The 19,483-nt window shown below is 62.3% G+C and carries 17 protein-coding genes, 1 tRNA gene and 1 pseudogene; 8 read left to right on the top strand and 11 right to left on the bottom strand.

Annotated elements, in window-relative coordinates; genetic code table 11:
* Positions 1–53: 53 nt before the first annotated feature.
* Positions 54–566 (top strand): DUF3299 domain-containing protein, encoded by a 513-nt coding sequence (locus G1E_RS10190; RefSeq protein ID WP_033690955.1) that lies wholly within the window; start codon positions 54–56, stop codon positions 564–566.
* A 109-nt stretch (positions 567–675) separates the two neighbouring features.
* Positions 676–1,359 (top strand): OmpW family protein, encoded by a 684-nt coding sequence (locus G1E_RS10185; RefSeq protein ID WP_009685701.1) that lies wholly within the window; start codon positions 676–678, stop codon positions 1,357–1,359.
* On the opposite strand, the pseudogene G1E_RS29395 reads toward G1E_RS10185, so the two are convergent.
* Positions 1,347–1,588: pseudogene (locus tag G1E_RS29395) on the bottom strand (MFS transporter); the annotation flags it as partial. The gene G1E_RS10185 and the pseudogene G1E_RS29395 overlap by 13 nt on opposite strands.
* Before the next feature lie 3 nt (positions 1,589–1,591).
* Here G1E_RS29395 and G1E_RS10180 point away from each other — a divergent pair.
* Entirely contained in the window at positions 1,592–1,816 is a 225-nt protein-coding gene (locus tag G1E_RS10180; RefSeq protein ID WP_009685700.1) for a helix-turn-helix domain-containing protein, read from the top strand.
* 301 nt (positions 1,817–2,117) lie between these two features.
* Here the strand turns inward: G1E_RS10180 and G1E_RS10175 are convergent, their stop codons facing one another.
* Together G1E_RS10175 and G1E_RS10170 are read right to left on the bottom strand one after the other, a co-directional pair.
* Positions 2,118–3,050 (bottom strand): NAD-dependent epimerase/dehydratase family protein, encoded by a 933-nt coding sequence (locus tag G1E_RS10175; RefSeq protein WP_009685699.1) that lies wholly within the window; start codon positions 3,048–3,050, stop codon positions 2,118–2,120.
* Entirely contained in the window at positions 3,043–3,927 is an 885-nt protein-coding gene (locus tag G1E_RS10170; RefSeq protein WP_080709155.1) for a sugar nucleotide-binding protein, read from the bottom strand. Before G1E_RS10170 ends, G1E_RS10175 begins: the two co-directional genes overlap by 8 nt.
* A gap of 236 nt (positions 3,928–4,163) precedes the next feature.
* On the opposite strand from G1E_RS10170, the gene G1E_RS10165 reads away from it, so the two are divergent.
* Positions 4,164–5,225, top strand: a complete 1,062-nt coding sequence (locus G1E_RS10165; RefSeq protein WP_009685697.1) for a hypothetical protein — start codon at positions 4,164–4,166, stop codon at positions 5,223–5,225.
* 22 nt (positions 5,226–5,247) lie between these two features.
* A complete protein-coding gene (locus tag G1E_RS10160; protein WP_009685696.1) occupies positions 5,248–6,024 on the top strand; it encodes a TSUP family transporter in 777 nt (258 codons plus the stop codon).
* 82 nt (positions 6,025–6,106) lie between these two features.
* Here the strand turns inward: G1E_RS10160 and G1E_RS10155 are convergent, their stop codons facing one another.
* On the bottom strand, positions 6,107–6,916 hold the full coding sequence (locus G1E_RS10155; protein ID WP_009685695.1) for a helix-turn-helix transcriptional regulator: 810 nt from the start codon (positions 6,914–6,916) through the stop codon (positions 6,107–6,109).
* A gap of 178 nt (positions 6,917–7,094) precedes the next feature.
* On the opposite strand from G1E_RS10155, the gene G1E_RS10150 reads away from it, so the two are divergent.
* Together G1E_RS10150 and G1E_RS10145 are read left to right on the top strand one after the other, a co-directional pair.
* Positions 7,095–8,537 carry a sodium:alanine symporter family protein gene (locus G1E_RS10150; protein ID WP_047149796.1) on the top strand — a complete coding sequence of 481 codons (1,443 nt, stop codon included), beginning with the start codon at positions 7,095–7,097 and terminating at the stop codon, positions 8,535–8,537.
* 71 nt (positions 8,538–8,608) lie between these two features.
* Positions 8,609–9,595 (top strand): asparaginase, encoded by a 987-nt coding sequence (locus G1E_RS10145; RefSeq protein ID WP_009685693.1) that lies wholly within the window; start codon positions 8,609–8,611, stop codon positions 9,593–9,595.
* Between the two features lie 36 nt (positions 9,596–9,631).
* On the opposite strand, the gene G1E_RS10140 is transcribed toward G1E_RS10145, so the two are convergent.
* The 7 genes from G1E_RS10140 to fdnG form a co-directional block, all read right to left on the bottom strand.
* Positions 9,632–9,727 (bottom strand) — tRNA-Sec (locus G1E_RS10140).
* 6 nt (positions 9,728–9,733) lie between these two features.
* Positions 9,734–11,656: a selenocysteine-specific translation elongation factor gene (selB, locus tag G1E_RS10135; protein ID WP_047149815.1), complete on the bottom strand. Its 1,923-nt coding sequence runs from the start codon at positions 11,654–11,656 to the stop codon at positions 9,734–9,736.
* Positions 11,653–13,080 (bottom strand): L-seryl-tRNA(Sec) selenium transferase, encoded by a 1,428-nt coding sequence (gene selA, locus G1E_RS10130; RefSeq protein ID WP_009685690.1) that lies wholly within the window; start codon positions 13,078–13,080, stop codon positions 11,653–11,655. Before selA ends, selB begins: the two co-directional genes overlap by 4 nt.
* Positions 13,081–13,242: 162 nt before the next feature.
* Positions 13,243–14,163 carry a formate dehydrogenase accessory protein FdhE gene (fdhE, locus tag G1E_RS10125; protein ID WP_009685689.1) on the bottom strand — a complete coding sequence of 307 codons (921 nt, stop codon included), beginning with the start codon at positions 14,161–14,163 and terminating at the stop codon, positions 13,243–13,245.
* Positions 14,164–14,167: 4 nt separating this feature from the next.
* Positions 14,168–14,824, bottom strand: a complete 657-nt coding sequence (locus tag G1E_RS10120) for a formate dehydrogenase subunit gamma (protein WP_009685688.1) — start codon at positions 14,822–14,824, stop codon at positions 14,168–14,170.
* On the bottom strand, positions 14,821–15,771 hold the full coding sequence (fdxH, locus tag G1E_RS10115; RefSeq protein ID WP_009685687.1) for a formate dehydrogenase subunit beta: 951 nt from the start codon (positions 15,769–15,771) through the stop codon (positions 14,821–14,823). The genes G1E_RS10120 and fdxH overlap by 4 nt, the downstream gene beginning before the upstream one ends.
* Positions 15,771–18,839 (bottom strand): formate dehydrogenase-N subunit alpha, encoded by a 3,069-nt coding sequence (gene fdnG, locus G1E_RS10110; protein WP_139137850.1) that lies wholly within the window; start codon positions 18,837–18,839, stop codon positions 15,771–15,773. The genes fdxH and fdnG overlap by 1 nt, the downstream gene beginning before the upstream one ends.
* A 204-nt stretch (positions 18,840–19,043) precedes the next feature.
* Between fdnG and G1E_RS10100 the strand changes: the two genes are divergently transcribed.
* On the top strand, positions 19,044–19,373 hold the full coding sequence (locus tag G1E_RS10100; protein WP_047149795.1) for a heme-binding protein: 330 nt from the start codon (positions 19,044–19,046) through the stop codon (positions 19,371–19,373).
* Positions 19,374–19,483: the final 110 nt, after the last annotated feature.

The following is a 19,483-nucleotide window of genomic DNA, read 5'->3' as shown; positions in this document are numbered from 1 at the left end:
CATCGGGTCGCGTTCCCCGTGTAGGTGCCGGTTCACCCGCGAAGAAGCCGACACTGCGAACGCTGCTGATCCTGCTGCTTGCGGCAGCGATGCCGCTGTGGGCCGCCGAACCCAAGGAGCTCGACTGGCCAGCGCTGATCCCGGAAGGCGCCCCGGTCATTCCACCGCAACTCACCCCCTTGCACGACATGTCGCAATTGAGCAACGCCCTGGCCGCCGAGTCTGCGCCAGCAGCCCGGCAGCAGGCGCCGAACGCGCCGGTGGTGAAAAGCCTCGATGGCCAGCAGGTCAAACTGCCCGGGTATATCGTGCCGCTGGAAGTCAGCGAGGAGGGGCGCACCACCGAGTTTCTGCTGGTGCCTTACTACGGCGCGTGCATCCATGTGCCGCCACCGCCCTCGAACCAGATCGTGCACATTTTCAGCGAAATGGGCGTGCGCGTCGAAGACCTTTATCAACCCTACTGGATCGAGGGAAAGATGCAGGTCAAAGCCTCCAGCAGCGAACTGGCCGATGCCGGCTACCAGATGGAAGCCGAAAAAATCTACGCTTATGAGCTGAAGTGAGCGCTATTACCGGTTCATGAAGACGCTTCGTTGAGCTGGGTCAAACATTCTGTTTAGACCCATCCGTACCATTGGACTACTCGATTATTAACGTCCTCTGGGAGCTTCCATGAACAAGTCCTTGCTCGGGGCCGCATTCGCGGCACTGGCCTTCGCCGCCCCTGTTGCCCACGCCCACCAGGCGGGTGATGTCATCGTTCGCGCCGGTGCAATCACCACTGCGCCGAATGAGAGCAGCAGCGACCTGAAATTCGACGGCAACAAGGTTTCGGGCACCAAGGCGACACTGGACAGCGACACCCAGCTGGGCCTGGCCTTCGCCTACATGCTCACCGACCACGTTGGCCTGGAGCTGCTGGCGGCTACGCCGTTCAAGCACACCGTAGGCGTAAAAGGCCTGGGTGGCGGGCTGGACGGCAAGCTGGCCGACATCAAGCAACTGCCGCCGACACTGTCGCTGCAGTACTACCCGATGGAACCGAACTCCAAGTTCCAGCCGTATGCCGGCGTAGGTATCAACTACACCCTGTTCTTCGATGAAGACCTCAGCAGCGCCCGCAAGCAGCAGGGCTTCAGTAACCTGAAGCTGCAAGACTCGGTAGGTATCGCCGGCCAGTTGGGCATGGACTACATGCTCACGGACAACCTGCTGGTCAACGCCGCGGTCTGGTATGTGGACATCGACACCAAGGCCAGCGTCAACGGCCCCACCGCGCTGGGCTACAGCAAGACCAAGGTCGACGTGGATGTCGACCCATGGGTGTACATGGTCGGCCTAGGCTACAAGTTCTGACCGGAACACTGCAGGGCGGCTCCGGCCGCCCTTGCGCGTTGCAGCCACAGCCAATAAGCCAGGGCCGCCGCGCTGATGGCCAGGCCCAGGCCAGCAACACCGTCTGGTTGGTGACATGCATTGCCTGCACGGCAAAATCCAGCATCAGCACGCCAAGGACAAAGGCCATCACGGATTGCCCGAGCATTGCCGTGGGCAGCCATGAAAGCGTCAGCAGCAACAGCGCCAGGAGGTGCTGGGTGATTGCTGGGCGCTGATGATCCTTCGCGATGCTTTTGATGGCCTGCGTCGCTTCAGTGAGTTTCAGAAGAATCTGGGGCTGGCGAAGACCATCCTCGCCTCACGGCTCAAGTGGCTGGTGGAAAGCGGTTTGCTGGAACCGTTACAGGTGAGAAGTCTGGATGGGCGGATGTTGAACCCCGAGGACTGCGTGCGCAAGGTGGTGCGCCATGGCTGATCCTGGGGCTGCTGCGCAGCCCTGTCGCGACACAAGGCCGCTTGTGTCTTGAGAGAGGGATCTGGTGTTGCCTCAGCCGAAGAGGGTGTAGATCAACAGCCAAAATGCAGGACTCGAAGATCTCACGGTTCCTGTGGGAGCGGGCGTGCCCGCGAACACCGGCGCAGCCGGTGCCAGACACCGCGTCGCCTGCTTCGCGGGCACGCCCGCTCCCACAATGGATCGCGCAGGCTTTTCAAATTTTGAGAAAGACAGTTGCTCCTACAGGCCGTGCAGGCAGGGCATCGCTTGGCCCGTGACTTCAGCTTTTACCCAGTAGCCGGGCCAGCCCCTCGACCATCGGCGTAGCCTGCGGGAATGCAAACCGCGCCAGCAAGCGCTGGTTATCGGCCCGCGAATGGCGAATATCACCGGCACGCGCCGCCGCGTAGGTCACCGCTGGCAAGCTGCCCACGACTTTCTGCAGCGCCGCGAGCATCTGGTTGATCGACGTTGCCTGGTTGAGGCCGATGTTCACCGCCCCCTCCTCGACCTGCGGCTGCTCCAGCGCCTGCACCATCACTTGCACCAGGTCGCCTACATACAGGAAATCGCGGGTCTGCTCGCCATCCCCGTACACGGTGATCGGCAGGCCCTGCACAGCACGCTCGCAGAAGATGCTGATAACCCCGGAATAGGGCGAGGACGGGTCCTGGCGAGGCCCGAAGATATTGAAGAAGCGGAACACCACCGGCTCCAGCCCGTGCTGACGGCGGTAGAAGTCCAGGTATTGCTCACTGGCCAGCTTGTCCACGGCATAGGGCGTCAGCGGTGCCTTGGGCGTATCCTCGGCGATCGACTCGCCCTCGCCATTGTTGCCATACACGGCGGCACTGGAGGCGAACACCACCCGGCGCAGACCGTGCACGCGCATGGCTTCACAAACATTGAGGGTGCCGATGAAATTGCTCTGGTGGGTACGCACCGGATCTTCGACCGAGGCCTGCACCGAAGCCACTGCGGCCAGGTGCACCACGGCACTGCAACCTGCCGCAGCCCGCATGACCAGAGCAGCATCGGCGACATCGCCTTCGATCAGTTCCAGCCGTGGGTGGTCGACCTGCAGGTTGCCCCGCCGGCCAGTGGACAAGTCATCGAGAATGCGTACGGCGTAGCCTTTGTCCAACAACGCATCGCACAGGTGGGAACCAATGAAGCCGGCACCGCCGGTGATCAGGATGGGGGCATCAGCCATGGCGGTAGAAACGGTCCAGTAGGGGCGGCAAGCCGGCGCGCCAGGCACGCGGCTTGATGCCAAAGGTATGAAGGATTTTCTTGCAGGCCAATACGGCATGCTGCGGCTCTTCGCTGGCATCCGGCCGCGCGGCATGCGCTTGCGCCGTGGGTGCCTGCACTGCCAGCTGGCGATATTGGCCGGCCTCGGCCAGGATCGCCTGGCCCAACACCAGCGGCGTGGTCGCCTCGTTGCCGGCGTAATGGTAGGTGCCCCATAGCGGCGCGTTGCAATCGAGTTGCTTGAGCACAGACAGGATCACCCGGGCCGCATCGTCCACAGGTGTGGGGTTGCCGCGCCGGTCATCGGCCAGCAGCAACTCGGCCGGTTGCTCGGCACGGGTGAGGAAACGACCGAGCGAGCCATCGATGCTTTCGTCCAGCAACCAGCCAAAGCGCAGCAGTACATGTTGCGGGCACGCCGCACGCACGCTCTGCTCGATCCGCCACAAGGCCTGGCCCCGCAGCCCCAGGGGTACGGGCTCGTCCTTCTCGCTGTAGGCAGTGGCCCGCGAGCCATCGAATACCCGGTAGCTGGAAGGCTGCACCAGGGTGATCTGGTGGTGCTGGCACAGCTCTGCCAGCCGCTCGACTGCCCGCTCCTGCTGCGCCAGGCGCGGCTCGCTGACCGACTCGGCCTGGAACCAGTCGAAGTAATAGGCCAGGTTCACCAGGGCATCGGGGCGATGGTCGTCAAGCAACTGGGTCAGGCTCGCCGGCGTCCAGCCGCTCTCGGGCGGGCGCGGCGCCAGGAATGCGATGTCCTCCTCGGCCCCAAGACGAATCAGCGCTTGCCCGAGGGCATTGCCACCACCCAACAGCATTAGGCGCATACGCATAGAGTCAGCAGATCCGGAGAGGTTGATTAAGGAAAGTGGGTCATTTTGCGGTTTCCGGGCGGGGAAGTCCAACCCTGGGGCGGAGGTGGATACGTAGGGCTATACCTACCACCGCCGAGGACATTCCTCACATGACCAAGGGAGCAGGTCCTGCATCACTGCGTAAGATTCTCTGGCTAAATTAACGGCGAACTCACAAAAAGTTCCACCTCCCCCTACATACAAGGAAAAAAACAATGATAGGGAACGTGCCTCAACGATCGACTGAGGTCATCCAGTTCGAGCTCAATGACCAGCAAGCCAATTTTCTGGACTGCGCAGCCCGCCAAGTCGGTGCGATGGGTGGTCCAGATGTAGCAGGCAGCGCAAAAACTTCCATCTTCCATGCACAGGCACTGATGCGATTAATGGGTCGCCCGCAACGAGATCTGCTCGAACTTTTCAGCAACGGAAAAGTAGCCGCCATTGAATTCACAGGAATGCGAGAGCCCGAGCAAGACCCTGCGCCAAAATTTCTTCCGCCAGTAGATATAATCTGCAATGAACCAACAACTCTTTATTTGAGCTCTCGAAGTCAGATTCTTTTGAGCCTTGTCAACTATAGATCATTCGCTTTCGACATAGACAATGAAAGCAAGCAGATAAGAATCGTAGGGAACTTCAAGGGTGGCGGTGCAGTGGGCTTGCCCAGTGAGACCGGAAGTGTCACAGCGGAGCTTAGTTCTCATTCTGGGCTTGAGCTTGGGCCGCACACGGAGCCCCCTTACAACTGTTCGCTCAATGCCGAAAACGGGCACTCTCCAGCACCCAGCGCCTTGATTCTGACGGCCCGATGGACCCCATCCCAAGAGCCGACAAAATTGATACCGGTACGCAATGTAATTGCAAAACTGAACGGCCTTGAAGCACTGGCGCTTTCATCGAAATCATTCTGTTTCAGTCGCAGTGAATGTTTCGTCAAGGACGACAGCGAGGACATGCTAGAACATTCCATCATCCAGTTCGACCCTCGAGGTGACTTCACCTTGCGCTACAACAGTTATCGGTACTCTGTGCACGAAAAAGCTAGCCAATTGGCGCGCCAAGCCTACTGGTCATTGAAAGATCTATTGAATCAGGCAGATTGTTACGAATTCGTTCTGCTGCCCACCTCTGCGCTGTTAATCAACAACAGCCAGGCCCTGCATGCACGCGACACAATCAAAGATAACAGGCGACTACTGATCAGGCTGTTTGGGTATTCGCCAGATACGCAGCCATTAATCCTGCAGCAAGACCCGTTGATAGTACGTGGCTAGTGAAAATGGAGCACAATTGAAAATGGATTCGATCTATATAGCGCTAGCAGCCGTCGCGCTGTTTGCCGGTTTCTTCGATGCAATAGCAGGCGGCGGCGGACTCCTCACTCTTCCCGCTCTATTCATCGCAGGCATCGACCCATTGGCAGCAATGGCCACTAACAAATTTCAAGCTTCCTCAGCCAGTGCGTCAGCCGTCTGGGCGTTTGCTCGAAAACGAATGATCGATTGGCGAGCAGACTGGCCTATGGCCTGCCTATCCTTTATTGGAGGCGTCACTGGCGCCATGTCAATCAGCATGCTCGACAGGTATGTCCTGGAATCTGTCGTTCCCATCATGCTGATCGCGGTCGCGGCCTACTTTGCGTTCACTCCCACGCTGAGTAGTCAGGAGCGCAAGCAACGGCTGTCGAGCGTTGCATTCACACTGGCGGTAGTGCCAGCCATTGGCTTCTATGACGGTATTTTCGGGCCAGGTACCGGTTCATTTTTCATGGTCGCATGCACCCTGCTGCTGGGACAGCCGCTCATGCAAGCAATTTGCAGAAGCAAACTCCTGAATGCTTGCTGCAACCTGGGAGCCCTGACCGTGTTTGCATGCAGTGGGGCGATCGTCTGGCCTTTGGCATTGATAATGGCTGTGTCCGCCATCATTGGTGCGCAGCTGGGCGCGCGGTGTGCGCTCCACTTCGGGCCGCGGCTGGTGAAACCGCTGCTGATCGCCGTGTGCTGCCTGATGGCAACCAAGTTGATGCTCAGTACTGGTCATCCGGTGGCGCAATGGTTGCACCGCCTATGAGTGCTCAGCGGGCCTGAATTCAATTTCAGTCATCGGTCAAACCAATAGAGCGGCAGTGGCACGCCGAGTACAGCCATCCTGTCTATTCAATCTCAAACAAACTGTTGCGCAACGGCCCCACGCTCAGCCGTTCCCTGACGTCATCATCTATACGCGGATCATCCGGGCGGTACAGTTTGACCTGTCGGTAGGCATTGATGCGATTGATCTCCTCACCCAGGTACTCCCACACCACTCTTGTGCAGGCCGGGTTGCGCCGGTCGCCGCTGGAAACCCCGGCCTTCAGGCCGTTCAGGCGGGTGATCCGGCTTTTGAAGCTGGGAATCAGGATGGTCTGGCTCATTTCGTTGAAAGTCAGCGACTCGTAGTCGATGAGGAACACCCGGTCCTGCAACTGAAACGCCGCGCCCAGATAGCGACAACGGACTTCGGCATGCAGGTCCGTGGCGCTGGAGCGCTCCTGCCGCTCCTGGCGCTCGAACAGGAAACGCCCCCGCTCTTCCCACAGGTGCACCAGCGACACCAGGATCGTGCCGGGCACCGACATGCAGTTCGAATACTCGAAGTAATAACCGCAATAACGCGACAGGTTGCCGGCGTGCTCATGCAGTGGGCGGAACAGTTCACTGATCGGGTCGCTGGGTTGTTCGGCCAGGGTCGATACCCGGGCACCGATCATTCGGGCGAACTGCTCGGCAGGCAGGTTCAGCTCGTAATCCTCGACGCCAAAGAAATCACCGATGCGTTTCAGGTTGAAAGCCGTCGGACGGCTCTGCCCGCTGAGGTACTTGTTGAACTGCGCTCGGTTGATCGAGAGCTGGCGGCAAACTTCGGAAATAGAGCGGTAGTGGCTGCAAGCCAGTTTGAGGTTGGTAGCGAAATGCTCACTCATGTGCGGAATCCAGGTGACGCGAATGACGCCATTGTAGCATCAAGTCGCATCAAGTCAGAGCAACCCGCGAAATTGTAACGATTCTTGTCATGGCCAACCATGCGCCCCAACGAATAGCGGTGCGCCTGCCGTCCGCTGATCAATCCACACGAAGAATAAGAATCGAGGTCATTTTCCAATGCTCGAAGCACTCAACGATTTCCTCTCGGGGAAACTCCTCATCGTGCTGATCGTCGGTCTCGGCGGTTACTTCACCATCCGTTCGCGGTTCGTACAGTTCCGCCATTTCGGCCACATGTTCGCCGTGTTCAAGGAATCGCTGCGTGGCCAGGCAGGCCAGTTGAGCTCCTTCCAGGCCCTGATGCTGAGCCTGGCTGGCCGCGTGGGCGCCGGTAACATCGCCGGGGTCGGCATTGCCGTGACCCTGGGCGGCCCTGGCGCGGTGTTCTGGATGTGGGTCACTGCCCTGGTCGGCATGGCCAGCAGTTTCTTCGAATGTACCCTGGCCCAGGTGTACAAACGCGCCGATGGCGACGGCTTGTACCGTGGCGGCCCGGCCTACTACATTCAGCATGGCCTGAAGCTGAAAAGCATGGCCATCGTGTTCTCGATCCTGCTGCTGGTGACCTACGGCTTCGCCTTCATCGGCCTGCAGTCGTACACCGTTACCCATTCGCTACAAAATGCCTTCGACTTCAAGCCAAGCCACACCGGGCTGGTGCTGGCCGTGCTGCTGGCCATCACCTTCATCGGTGGCATCAAGCGCATCGCGGCGGTCTCGGACCTGCTGGTGCCGGTCAAGACCCTGGCCTACATCGGCGTGACCCTGTACGTGATCGGCACCCAGATCGACCACGTACCCGCCATGCTGGAAACCATCTTCAAGAGCGCTTTCGGCCTTGACCCTGCGTTTGGCGGCCTGCTCGGCAGCGCCATCGTCATGGGCGTGAAGCGGGGCGTGTTCGCCAACGAAGCAGGCTTGGGCAGTGCACCGAACGTTGCGGCCGTGGCGGCAGTGAAACACCCGGGCGCGCAGGGCGTGGTCCAGGCCTTCAGCGTGTTCCTCGACACCTTCGTGATCTGCACCTGCACCGCACTGCTGATCCTGCTGTCGGGCTTCTACACCCCAGGCTTCGAGGGCGACGGCATTGTCCTGACCCAGAACTCGCTGGCCGCGGTGGTGGGTGACTGGGGCCGCGTGTTCGTCAGCGTTGCGCTGTCGCTGTTCGTGTTCACCTGCATTCTCTACAACTACTACCTGGGCGAGAACAGCCTGCAGTTCCTCAGCCGCAACCGCGTGGTACTGATGGTGTTCCGTTGCCTGGTACTGGCGCTGGTGGTGTGGGGTTCGATGCAAGACCTGTCGACCGTGTTCGCCTTCGCCGACATCACCATGACCTGCCTGGCCTTCGTCAACCTGATCGCCCTGGCCCTGTTGTTCAAGATTGGCCTGCGGGTGATGCGCGACTACGACGACCAGCGCAAGGCCGGTATCAAGCAGCCAGTGTTCGATTCGACCAAGTTCGCCGACCTGGACCTGGACCGCAACGCCTGGCCAGCAAACCCTCAGCTGGAAACAGCCGCTGACAAAGCAGCCGTCCAGGCCCAGCCACAGCGCTGATACCCTGCCCTGCCAAAGCCGCCCCGTCCGTGGGCGGCTTTTTTCTCCGCTCACCGCCACGGATGCTTTCCATGCGTGCAGTCAAGAATCTTCTCGTTCTCTATACCGGTGGCACCATCGGCATGCTCGAAACCCCGGAGGGCCTGGCACCGGCCGGCGGTTTCGACGGGCGGATGCGTGAACACTTCGCGCAACTGTCCGATGCCCCCCAGCTGCAGTGGACCCTGCAAGAGCTGAACCCGCTGCTGGACAGCGCCAACATGCAACAGCACAACTGGCTGGCCATGCGTGACGCCATCGTCACGGCGGTGGACGCTGGCCATGATGGGGTGCTGGTGCTGCACGGCACCGATAGCCTGGCCTATAGCGCGGCTGCCTTGTCGTTCCTGCTGCTGGGCTTGCCCGTGCCGGTACTGCTGACCGGTTCGATGCTGCCGGCCGGCGCCTCCGACAGCGACGCCTGGCCCAACTTGTGTGGCGCGCTGCGCCTGTTCGAACAAGGGCTGGAAGACGGCGTGCAGTTGTACTTCCATGGGCAGCTGGTGCACGGTTGCCGGGCTACCAAGTTGCGCAGTGAAGCGTTCGATGCGTTCGTTGCCCTGCCGCGGCATCGCGACAGCCAGCGTGCGGCAGCCATCCCGGCCGAGCTGGATTACCGCCAGCCGCGCCAGCCGGTCAACCTGGCGGTAGTGCCCGTGTTCCCGGGGCTGCAGGCCAGCCATCTGCAGGCCTTGTTGGGCAGCGGCGTGCAGGCCTTGCTGCTGGAGTGCTATGGCAGTGGTACAGGGCCGTCGGATGACCTGGCGTTGCTCGAGGTACTGCGCGCAGCGCGCCAGCGCGGTGTGCTGCTGGCGGCAATCAGCCAATGCCCTGAAGGCTCGGTGGTATTCGATACCTATGCGGCAGGCAACCGACTGCGTAGCGCGGGCCTGGTCAGTGGCGGCGGCATGACCCGCGAGGCAGCGCTGGGCAAGATGGTTGCGCTGCTGGGTGCAGGGTTGGATGTGGAATCAGCAGAACGCTGGTTTGCCCTGGACCTGTGTGGGGAGCGGGCGTAGCCGCTGCCCGCAACTCGCCCGGGCAAGAAAAGAAGATGGCGGAAGGCAGCGGGAGTCGAACCTGCCCGGGAACGGCTGCCGTCCCCAACCGGGTTTGAAGCCCGGCCGCGCCACCGGGCGCGATTGCCTTCCTTGAACTCAGTGCCTGGCGTACTGCTGGGCCAGGGCGCTGTCAGCGCGAATGTGACGCTGCTCGGCCACCCTGCGGGTCAGGCCGATGCGGTCGAAGTATTCCAGAATCTGCACACTGCGCTTGCGACCGATGCCCAACATATCGCGAAATGCAGCAACCTGCACTACTGAAGTGCCAGCCGCCTGCCCCAGCAGCAGCTCTGCCATGCACTGTAGCGTCGCTGCGGGGTAGAACAGGTCGCGCACCACCTGGTGCACCACGCCCAAACGCGCCAGCTTGCGCAACAACAAACGAACGTCGGCTTCAAGGCAGTTCTCTTCTGCCGCCAATGTCCTGACCCAGGGCGGATCGAACTGCCCCGCCAGCAACCTGGGCTGCAGGCGCGCCCACAGTACCTCGTCGGCTTCACTCAACTGGACCTTGTGATCCGGCAAATGCAGCCAGGGCCCACTGGCGGCAATCACCCCTTCCTCTAGCAGTTCCTCAAGCAGGCTGACAAACGCAGGCCGCTCCAACGGCAATGCTGTAAAGCGTCGCAGGCGGTCACGGTCGGGGCCCAGCTGATCCGGTTCTTGCTCGTGGAAGCGGGCAAGTTGCGCCAGCACCTGCCGTTTCAGCGCCTGCCACTGGGCGCTGGCGAACAGCAGCTGGCCCTGTCGCGTGGCCACCACCAACACGTTCGCCGGTAGCTGCCAGGTTTCGCGCAGGCGATTGAACTGCCGCTCCAGGCGCTGTGGGTCGATACCACCGGGGGCACTGGCCAGCAGTGCCGGCAGCGCCTGCTCCAGGCCCTGGGCATCCCGCAGCACCTGCAGCTGGCGTAGACGCTCGTGGCTGCGGCGCTGGCGGCTGGGGGCAAACGGATCGAGTACCCTGCCGCCGCCCAAGGTGCGCTGAGCACGCTGGTCACGCAGTACCAGGCGGTCGCCATGCACGGCCTGCAACGGCGCATTGAGCAGTAACTGGGCAAACATGCGCTGGCCGGCGGCCAGGGTTTCACCTTCCAGCAACGCGACACGGGCCGTCACGTCCTGGGTGCCGAGGTGCACATGCACGGCACTGAAGTGCTCGAACGCCCGCAGCTCGCCCGGCAGCAGGTTCAACTCGATATCCACCCGAACACTAGGCGCGTGCAGCCACTGCGGCAGCAGCCAGTCGCCACGGTGAACTTGCTCCGCGCTAAGGCGTTCGGCTGCGATATTGAGCGCTACTCGCTGGCCGGCCTGCGCTACCTGCGCGGCCTGGTTTTGTGCATGCAGGCCCCGCACCCGCACCGCCTTGCCGGCCTTGCCCAGGACCAGGGTATCGCCGGCACTCACCCGGCCGGCCAGCGCCGTGCCAGTCACCACCACCCCCGCACCGGTAACGGCGAAGGCGCGGTCGATAGCCAGGCGAAAACCGCCTTGCGCACTGCGTTGCCGCACAGCGGTTTGCGCCTTCAGCAAGGCTTGGCGCAACGCGTCGATGCCCTCCCCGCCAAGGCTCGACACCGGGAACTGCCGCGCCCCGGCATAGGGCCCTGGCGCCAGCAGCTCACTGACCTGCGCCTGCACCTGGGCCAGGCGCGCCGGCTCGACGCGGTCGCACTTGCTGATCGCCACCAGTGCCTGGGGGATACCCAACAGCTCGATGATTGCCAAGTGCTCACGTGTCTGCGGCATGACGCCATCGTCTGCCGCCACCACCAGCAGCACCACGTCTATGCCATGGGCCCCGGCCAGCATGTTGTGGATAAACCGCTCGTGGCCCGGCACATCGATGAAGCCCGTCAGCGGTGCACCTTCGGCCAGCACCGCGTAGCGGTAACCCAGGTCGATGGTCATGCCCCGCTCACGCTCTTCCTGGCGCAGGTCACCGGCCTGGCCGGTCAGTGCCTTCAGCAGTGCGGTCTTGCCATGGTCGATGTGGCCGGCGGTACCAACGATCACTGCACCGGCCCCAACTGCAACGCCGGCAATTGCGCCAGCCATTGGGCTTCGTCGTCCAGCTGGCGCAGGTCCAGCCATAGCGCGTCGTCGTCGATGCGACCAAGCACCGGCACTGGCAGGCCCCGCAGGGCCCGCTCCAGCACATGCAGGCTGCGCCCGCGCAACTTCTTCGACACCTGTGGGCGCAGGCACAGCGCGGCACTGGGCAGGCGCGCAACCGGCTGGCTGCCACTGCCTATCATGCCCAACGCAGGTTCTACGCTGACGACCCATTGCGCACCAAGGCGGGCCTGGAGGTCTGGCAGCAGGCGTTCGGCCTGGGCCTGGATATCGGCCTGGCCACGGGTCAACAAGCGCAAACTGGGCAGGCGCTCGGCCAACCGGTCCGGGTTGCGGTACAGCGCCAGCACCGCTTCGAGTGCGGCCAGGGTGATCTTGTCGACCCGCAGCGCACGCTTGAGCGGGTTTTTCTTGATCCTGGCGATCAATGCCTTGCGCCCGACGATGATCCCGGCCTGCGGGCCGCCCAGCAGCTTGTCGCCACTGAAGGTCACCAGATCGGCGCCATCAGCCAGGGCCTGGCGCACCGTGGGCTCGGCCGGCAGGCCCCAGCGGGTGAGATCGAGCAAACTACCGCTGCCGAGGTCTTCGAGCAGTGGCAGGTCATGCTGGTGGGCGATTCGCGCCAGCTCGGCGGTGGGCACCTGGGTGGTGAAACCTTGAATGCTGTAGTTGCTGCAGTGCACGCGCATCAGTAACCCGGTTCGCGGGCCAATGGCAGCCTCGTAGTCGCGGGCATGGGTGCGGTTGGTGGTGCCGATCTCGTGCAGCTTCACCCCGGCGCGGGCCATGATGTCCGGGATGCGGAAGGCGCCACCGATCTCGATCAGTTCGCCGCGCGAGATAATGCCCTCCTTGCGCGCACCCAGGCTGTTGAGCGCCAGCAGTACCGCCGCGGCATTGTTGTTGACCACGGTAACCGCCTCGGCGCCGGTCAGCTCGCGGATAAGGCCCTCGATCAGGTCGTCGCGGTCACCACGCTTGCCGCTGGCCAGGTCGAACTCCAGGTTGAGCGGGTAGCGGGCGGCGGTCTGCATCGCCTCGATGGCTTCTTCCGGCAGCAGGGCACGGCCGAGGTTGGTATGCAGCACGGTGCCGGTGAGGTTGAACACTCGGCGTACCTGGCTGCGTTGCTGGGCGGCCAGACGTTCGCCGGCGCGGCCCAGAAGGATCTCGAGAGACAGCTCGGCGGCACTGAGCTGGCCGCTGCGCGCGGGCTCCCGCAGGTCGTCCAGCAATTGGCGCAGGGCGCTCAACACCGCATCGCGGCCGTGGCGGTCGATCAGTGGGAGGCAGGCCGGATGGCGCAGGAGGGTGTCGATGGACGGCAAGCGTGGGGTGTCGCTGGCGAGGCTGTTGGACATGCGGTACTACCTAGGATTGATCCGTCGTCGGTACTGGCCTGTTCGCGGGTGAGCCCGCCCCCACAAAAGCCTGCGCAGGTGTATGATCCTGTACCAAGTCTTGTGGGAACCGGTTCATCCGCGAAGCAGGCGACTCGGTTTTTCAGTGTAGACACTCACCCACTAACCGGGCGCAAGCATCAGGTTGGGCGCCAGGCGATGAAAGCCTTCCTCGTCCAAGCGCATGTCCAGCGCAAGGCTGGCCAGGTCGTCGGCCAAGGGCTCGGCCGCTGCGTCGTTTTCGAGGTAGTTCTGCTTGAGGTAGCTTTCACACCCCGGGCAGCACTCGGCCCGCAGGGGCGCCTTGCCGGGTAGATGGCGGTCATTCTCAAGGCTGGTATAGCGCAAGTCCTTGCTCGACTCGCAGTACACGCACTTGACCCGCACCACATGCCATTCACAGGCACACAACGCGCACACCAGATAGCGCAGGCCGTTGTGCTTGCCACGGTTGCGTACCACCCCGGCCATCGCCGGCGAGCCGCAGGCCGGGCACTGGGCCAAGCTGCCAGCGGGTTTGAGTTCAGGCGCCGGCAATGCCAGCAGCCAACTGGACCAGGCCGCCTGCAACGCAGCCCCGAGCAATGGCACCAGTGCGGGCGGCACCGCGTCATACTGCCCTGCCAGCAACGCGAACCCCCAGCCTTTGCGCTGGTTGTCATCACTACCACGCAGCACCTGCAAGGCCTCCGCCAACGGACCCTGGGGTTCGTCGCCAAAGTGACCGAGCAAGGCCTGCAGCCAGACCAGCCAAGCCCCGTCACGTACCAGGCTGTCTGCCGCCAGCGGCGGCAAACCATGGCTTATGCACAGGCGCTGGCGCGCCTCAGCCACCGGCAGGGCGCCAGGGGGGTTATCCACAAGCTGCTGCTGCACACGGCACAACCGCGCAACCAGCCTCAGGTAGTCGCCCAGGGCATTGCCCTGGGCCAGCGTGTCCAAACGCGCAGCCCGCACTTCAAACAGGTTGGCCGGCGGCAGGTGCAGAAACGGCGGCATCACCGCCGACGCTTCGATCTGCCCAGGTTCGAGTATCGTGCTCAAGCGCTCATCCTTCTTTTCGTCCGTGATGACTCGGCGGCTTGTCGCCAGTCACCTCGCGGTACCACAGTTCATGGTGCTTGCGTGCCCAGGCGCGGCTTACCCAGCCGTGCAGCATGGCGCCAATCGAGCCTTTGATCCAGATACCGGCGTAGATGTGCACGATAATGCTGAGGATCAGCACGAAGGCCGCCAGTGCATGCAGCAACGCCGACAGGCGAATTACCTCGATGCCGAACCAGTGGCTGAAATACGCTCGCCAGATCACCACACCACTGACCAGCAAGACCAGCATGCACACCAGCAGGGTCCAGAACAGCAGCTTCTGCCCGGCGTTGTATTTGCCGATTGGCGGTACGCCCTCCTCCTGGTTACGCATTACCCGGTCAACCCGCCGCAGCCAGAGGCGATCATTCGCGGTGATGAAGTTGGCCCGCCAGAAGCGCACCACCAGGCCAACGAAAAACACGAACATCGCCACCCCCAGAAACGGGTGCAGGATGCGCGTCCACGGCCCACCGCCAAACAGGTTGCTGAGCCAGAACAGTGCCGGGTGAAACAGCGCCAACCCCGACAGCCCGGCGAGAAAGAACAGGATCGCCACCAGCCAGTGGTTGCTGCGCTCGTTGGCGTTGTAGCGCAAGATGGGTTTGTTGTCGTTCATGGCCGCTGCTCCCCTTGCCCACCGGGCTTGCTCGGATCATAGACATGCACTGCAGGGTCCACTGTCTGCACGCTCGGGTCGGCTGCGGCCGGGTGTTCGTCCTCCTCCACCCGCTGTGGCCCGACCCGCACATAGTGGAAGAACCCGGCCAGCACCGCTGCGCCCATCGCCAACAACGCCAGGGGCTTGGTAAAGCCCTTCCACAACCCTACCAGCGGGCTGATCACCGGCTGGTCCGGCAGGCCGGCATACAGCTTGGGGGTATCGGCATGGTGCAACACGTACATCACGTGGGTACCGCCGACGCCATCCGGGTCATACAACCCGGCGTTGTCGTAGCCACGCGATTTCAGGTCGACAATGCGTTCGGCGGCATGCACCTTCATCTCGTCCTTGGTGCCGAACACAATTGCCCCGGTCGGGCAGGTTTTCACACAGGCCGGCTCCAGGCCCACGGTCACGCGGTCGGAACACAGGGTGCACTTGTACGCCTTGTGGTCTTTCTGCGAGATGCGCGGAATGTTGAACGGGCAGCCGGTGATGCAATAGCCACAGCCAATGCAGTGGTCCTGATTGAAGTCGACGATACCGTTGGCATGCTTGATGATCGCCCCTGGGCTTGGGCACGCCTTGAGGCAGCCTGGCTCGGCACAATGCATGCAGCCGTCCTTGCGGATCAGCCATTCCAGGTTGCCGTCGTCGCGCTCGTGCTCGGTAAAGCGCATCAGCGTCCAGGTCTCGGCAGTGAGGTCCTGGGGGTTGTCGTAGGTGCCGTGGTTGTGGCCGACCTCGTCACGCAGTTCGTTCCACTCCGAACACGCCACCTGGCAAGCCTTGCAGCCGATGCACTTGGTGGTGTCGATCAGCTTGGCGACTTCCTGCTGCTGGCGTACCGAGGGCGGCACGGTGGTGGTGGCCGAGCGGGCGATGATGTCTTGGCTGGCCATCAGAGTTTCTCCACTTTGACGAGGAACGACTTGGACTCTGGCGTCTGCGTGTTGCCGTCACCCAGGAATGGCACCAGGGTGTTGGTCAGGTAGCCATGCCGGGTTGCGCCGGTGAAGCCCCAGTGCAGCGGAATGCCGATCTGGTGCACGGTCTGGTTGTTGACCTGCAGCGGGCGAATCCGCTTGGTCACGACCGCCACCGCGTCGATGTAGCCACGCTTGCTCGACACCCGCACCCGGTCGCCAGCCTTGATGCCTTTTTTATTGGCCAGCACCTCGCCGATCTCGACGAACTGCTCGGGCTGGGCGATGGCGTTGAGCCGGCAATGCTTGCTCCAGAAGTGGAAGTGCTCGGTCAGCCGGTAGGTGGTCGCCGCGTACGGGAATTCATCGTGCTTGCCGAGGGTGTCCCATACCGAGTCGAAGATGCGCCCGGCCGGGTTGCTGATCGCCTTCTTGTTCTGCGGGTGCAGCGGGTTGATGCCAATCGGTGTTTCGAACGGCTCGTAGTGCTCGGGGAACGGGCCTTCGGCCATCTTGTCGATGGCGAAGAACCGCGCCACGCCCTCGGGGTTCATGATGAACGGGTTCATCCCCGCCTCGGGTGGCGAGTCGACCTTGAAGTCGGGCACGTCGGTCCCGGTCCAGGTCTTGCCGTTCCACCACACCAGGCGTTTCTTTTCCGGATCCCAAGGCTGGCCTTGCGGGTCGCTGGAGGCACGGTTGTAGAGGATGCGGCGGTTGGCCGGCCAAGCCCAGGCCCAGTTCTGCACCTGGTGCATGCCGTACGGGTCGCTGTTGTCGCGGCGAGCCATCTGGTTGCCCTGCTCGGTCCAGCAGCCGGCAAAGATCCAACACCCCGATGCCGTGCTGCCATCGTCCTTGAGTTGACCGAAGCCCGACAATTGCTGGCCAGCCTTGAGGGCTGCACCGGCAGCATCGGTAAGGTCGGTGACCGCCCAGCCGTTCATTTCCTTGGACAGTTCCTCGGGGGATGGCTCATCAGCAATCTTGTACGGCCAGCTGATGTTCATGATCGCATCAGGGTAGGTACCGCCCTCGGTCTGGTAACGCTGACGCAGGCGCAGGAACAGCTCGCTCATGATCTGCACGTCGGTGCGGGTTTCGCCCGGCCCGTCGGCACCTTTCCAGTGCCACTGCAGCCAGCGGCTGCTGTTGACCAGCGAGCCATCTTCCTCAGCGAAGCAGGTGGTGGGCAGGCGGATCACTTCGGTCTGGATGTTGGCCGTGTCCACGTCGTTGAACGGCCCCATGTTGCGCCAGAACTCCGAGGTTTCGGTGGCGAGCGGGTCCATGACCACCAGCCACTTGAGCTTGGCCAAAGCCGCGGTGACGCGGTTCTTGTCCGGCAGCGCGGCGATGGGGTTGAAGCCTTGGCACATGTAGCCGTTGACCTTGCCCTGGCCCATCATCTCGAACATGCGCAGCACATCGTAAGCCGGCACATCGAGCTTGGGCAGCCAGTCATAGCCCCAGTTGTTTTCAGCCGTGGCGTTGGCACCGTACCAGGCCTTCATCAGGCTGACATGGAACTTGCCGTAGTTCTGCCAGTAAGACAGCTGCCCCGGGCGCAGCGGTTTGGAGGCGCGCTTGTCGATATAGGCGGCGTAATCCTGCTCGGCATCGCCGGCCAGCGTCAGGTAGCCCGGCAGCGAATTGGACAGCAGGCCAAGGTCGGTGAGGCCCTGGATGTTGGAGTGGCCGCGCAACGCGTTGACCCCACCACCGGGCATGCCCACGTTACCCAGCAGCAACTGCACCATGGCGGCACTGCGGATGATTTGCGCACCGATCGAGTGTTGTGTCCAACCCAGGGCGTAAAGAATCGTCATGGTCTTGCCCGGGACCGAGCAGCTGGCGATCTCTTCCCAGACTTTCATCATGGCGTCCTGCGGCATGCCACAGGTCATGCTCGCCAACGCCGGGGTATAGCGGCTGTAGTGCTGCTTCATCAGCTGGAACACGCAGCGCGGGTGCTGCAGTGTCGGGTCGACCTTGGCGTAGCCATCCTCACCCAGCTCATAACCCCAGCCGGACTTGTCGGCATACACGCGCTTGGCCTCGTCGTAGCCGCTGAACAGCCCGTCTTCGAAGCCATAGTTCTCTTTGACGATGAAAGACACGTCGGTGTAATTGCGCACGTATTCGTGCTGGATCTTGTCGTTGCTCAGCAGGTAGTTGATCAGCCCACCCATGAAGGCGATGTCGGTACCGGTACGGATTGGCGCGTAGTAGTCGGCCACCGAAGCCGTTCGGGTAAATCGCGGGTCGACCACGATAAGCCGCGCCTTGTTGTGCGCTTTGGCCTCGGTCACCCATTTGAAGCCGCACGGATGCGCTTCTGCTGCGTTGCCACCCATCACCAGGACCAGATTCGCGTTGGCGATATCTGACCAGTGGTTGGTCATGGCGCCACGGCCGTACGTCGGGGCAAGACTTGCCACCGTCGGGCCATGTCAGACACGTGCTTGGTTATCGAACCCCAGCATGCCTGTTGCGCGGATGACCTTGTGGGTCAGGTAGCCCGCCTCGCTTGAGGCGGCGGAGGCAGCGAGAAAACCGGTGGTGAGCCAGCGGTTGACGGTTTGCCCCTGGGCGTTCTTCTCGATGAAGTTGGCGTCACGGTCCTGCTTCATCAGGTCGGCAACGCGGTCCAGGGCCTCGTCCCAGCTGACCCGTACCCATTCCTGGCTGCCAGGCTTGCGCACCTCTGGGTACTGCAGGCGGCTCGGGCTGTGGATAAAGTCCAGCAGGCCGGCACCTTTCGGACAGAGGGTGCCACGGTTGACCGGGTGGTCGGCGTCACCTTCGATATGAATGATGTTCTGTTTGACGTTCTTGCCCGCATCGCCCTGGCTGTACAGGATCAGGCCGCAGCCGACCGAACAGTACGGGCAGGTATTTCGGGTCTCTTTGGTGTGCGCCAGCTTGAAGTGGCGCACCTGCTCGGCAAAGGCTGGCGTGGGGGCCATGCCCAACGCCGCCAGGCTCGAGCCTCCAAGGCCGATAGCGGCGACCTTGAAGAATTGCCGACGGTTCAGGTCCATCGTGCACTCCTGATCAGGTTTGGACGCACGAAACATTGCCGGCGCCTCTTGGTAGTCACGGTGGCGGGCCAAATTCTGCTCGCCAATGGATAAGACTAGTCAAGAATCGAGAAGGTGCGATGACATGTGTCAGGTAGAGAGCACTATGCCGGGTTACTGGGTTCATCACTTCGGAAATGGACTACATAACTCCGCTCAGTCGTCATCAGCATCATCGACAACCACGGTAAGCCCAAGTATTTGCACCGTATGAACGGCGCAGACAAAGCCAGTATCAAGCTGGCGCAACTCAAGGCTGAGACTTCTGCCCGATTCCCCTTGGCCTCCCCCACCTCTGGCGAACACAGCCATGCACACCCGGCTAAACCCTATGCATCGTTGCCGGGGCTCACCTTGCTGGAGGGAGGCCTGCCAATCATGGATAAGAACGGCCTGCACATCGGCGGCATCGGCATCAGCGGCGCAACGCCGGAGCTGGATGCGCAGTTCACCCGGGTGGCGCTTGAAGAACTGGGTGGTGAAAGCACCCTCTGAGGTGACTGCGCTGGCCTGCCGCATTCATAAAAAAACCCAGGGCCAAGGCCCTGGGTTTCTGGTTTCGCTAGCCGCCTGATGTTCTGATCAGAACGGTTATGAACACCGAA

This window comes from Pseudomonas sp. TJI-51, from assembly GCF_000190455.2.
Classification (GTDB): domain Bacteria; phylum Pseudomonadota; class Gammaproteobacteria; order Pseudomonadales; family Pseudomonadaceae; genus Aquipseudomonas; species Aquipseudomonas juntendi.
Note: the sequence above shows the minus strand (reverse complement) of the source record. Positions and strands in the feature narration are given on the sequence as shown.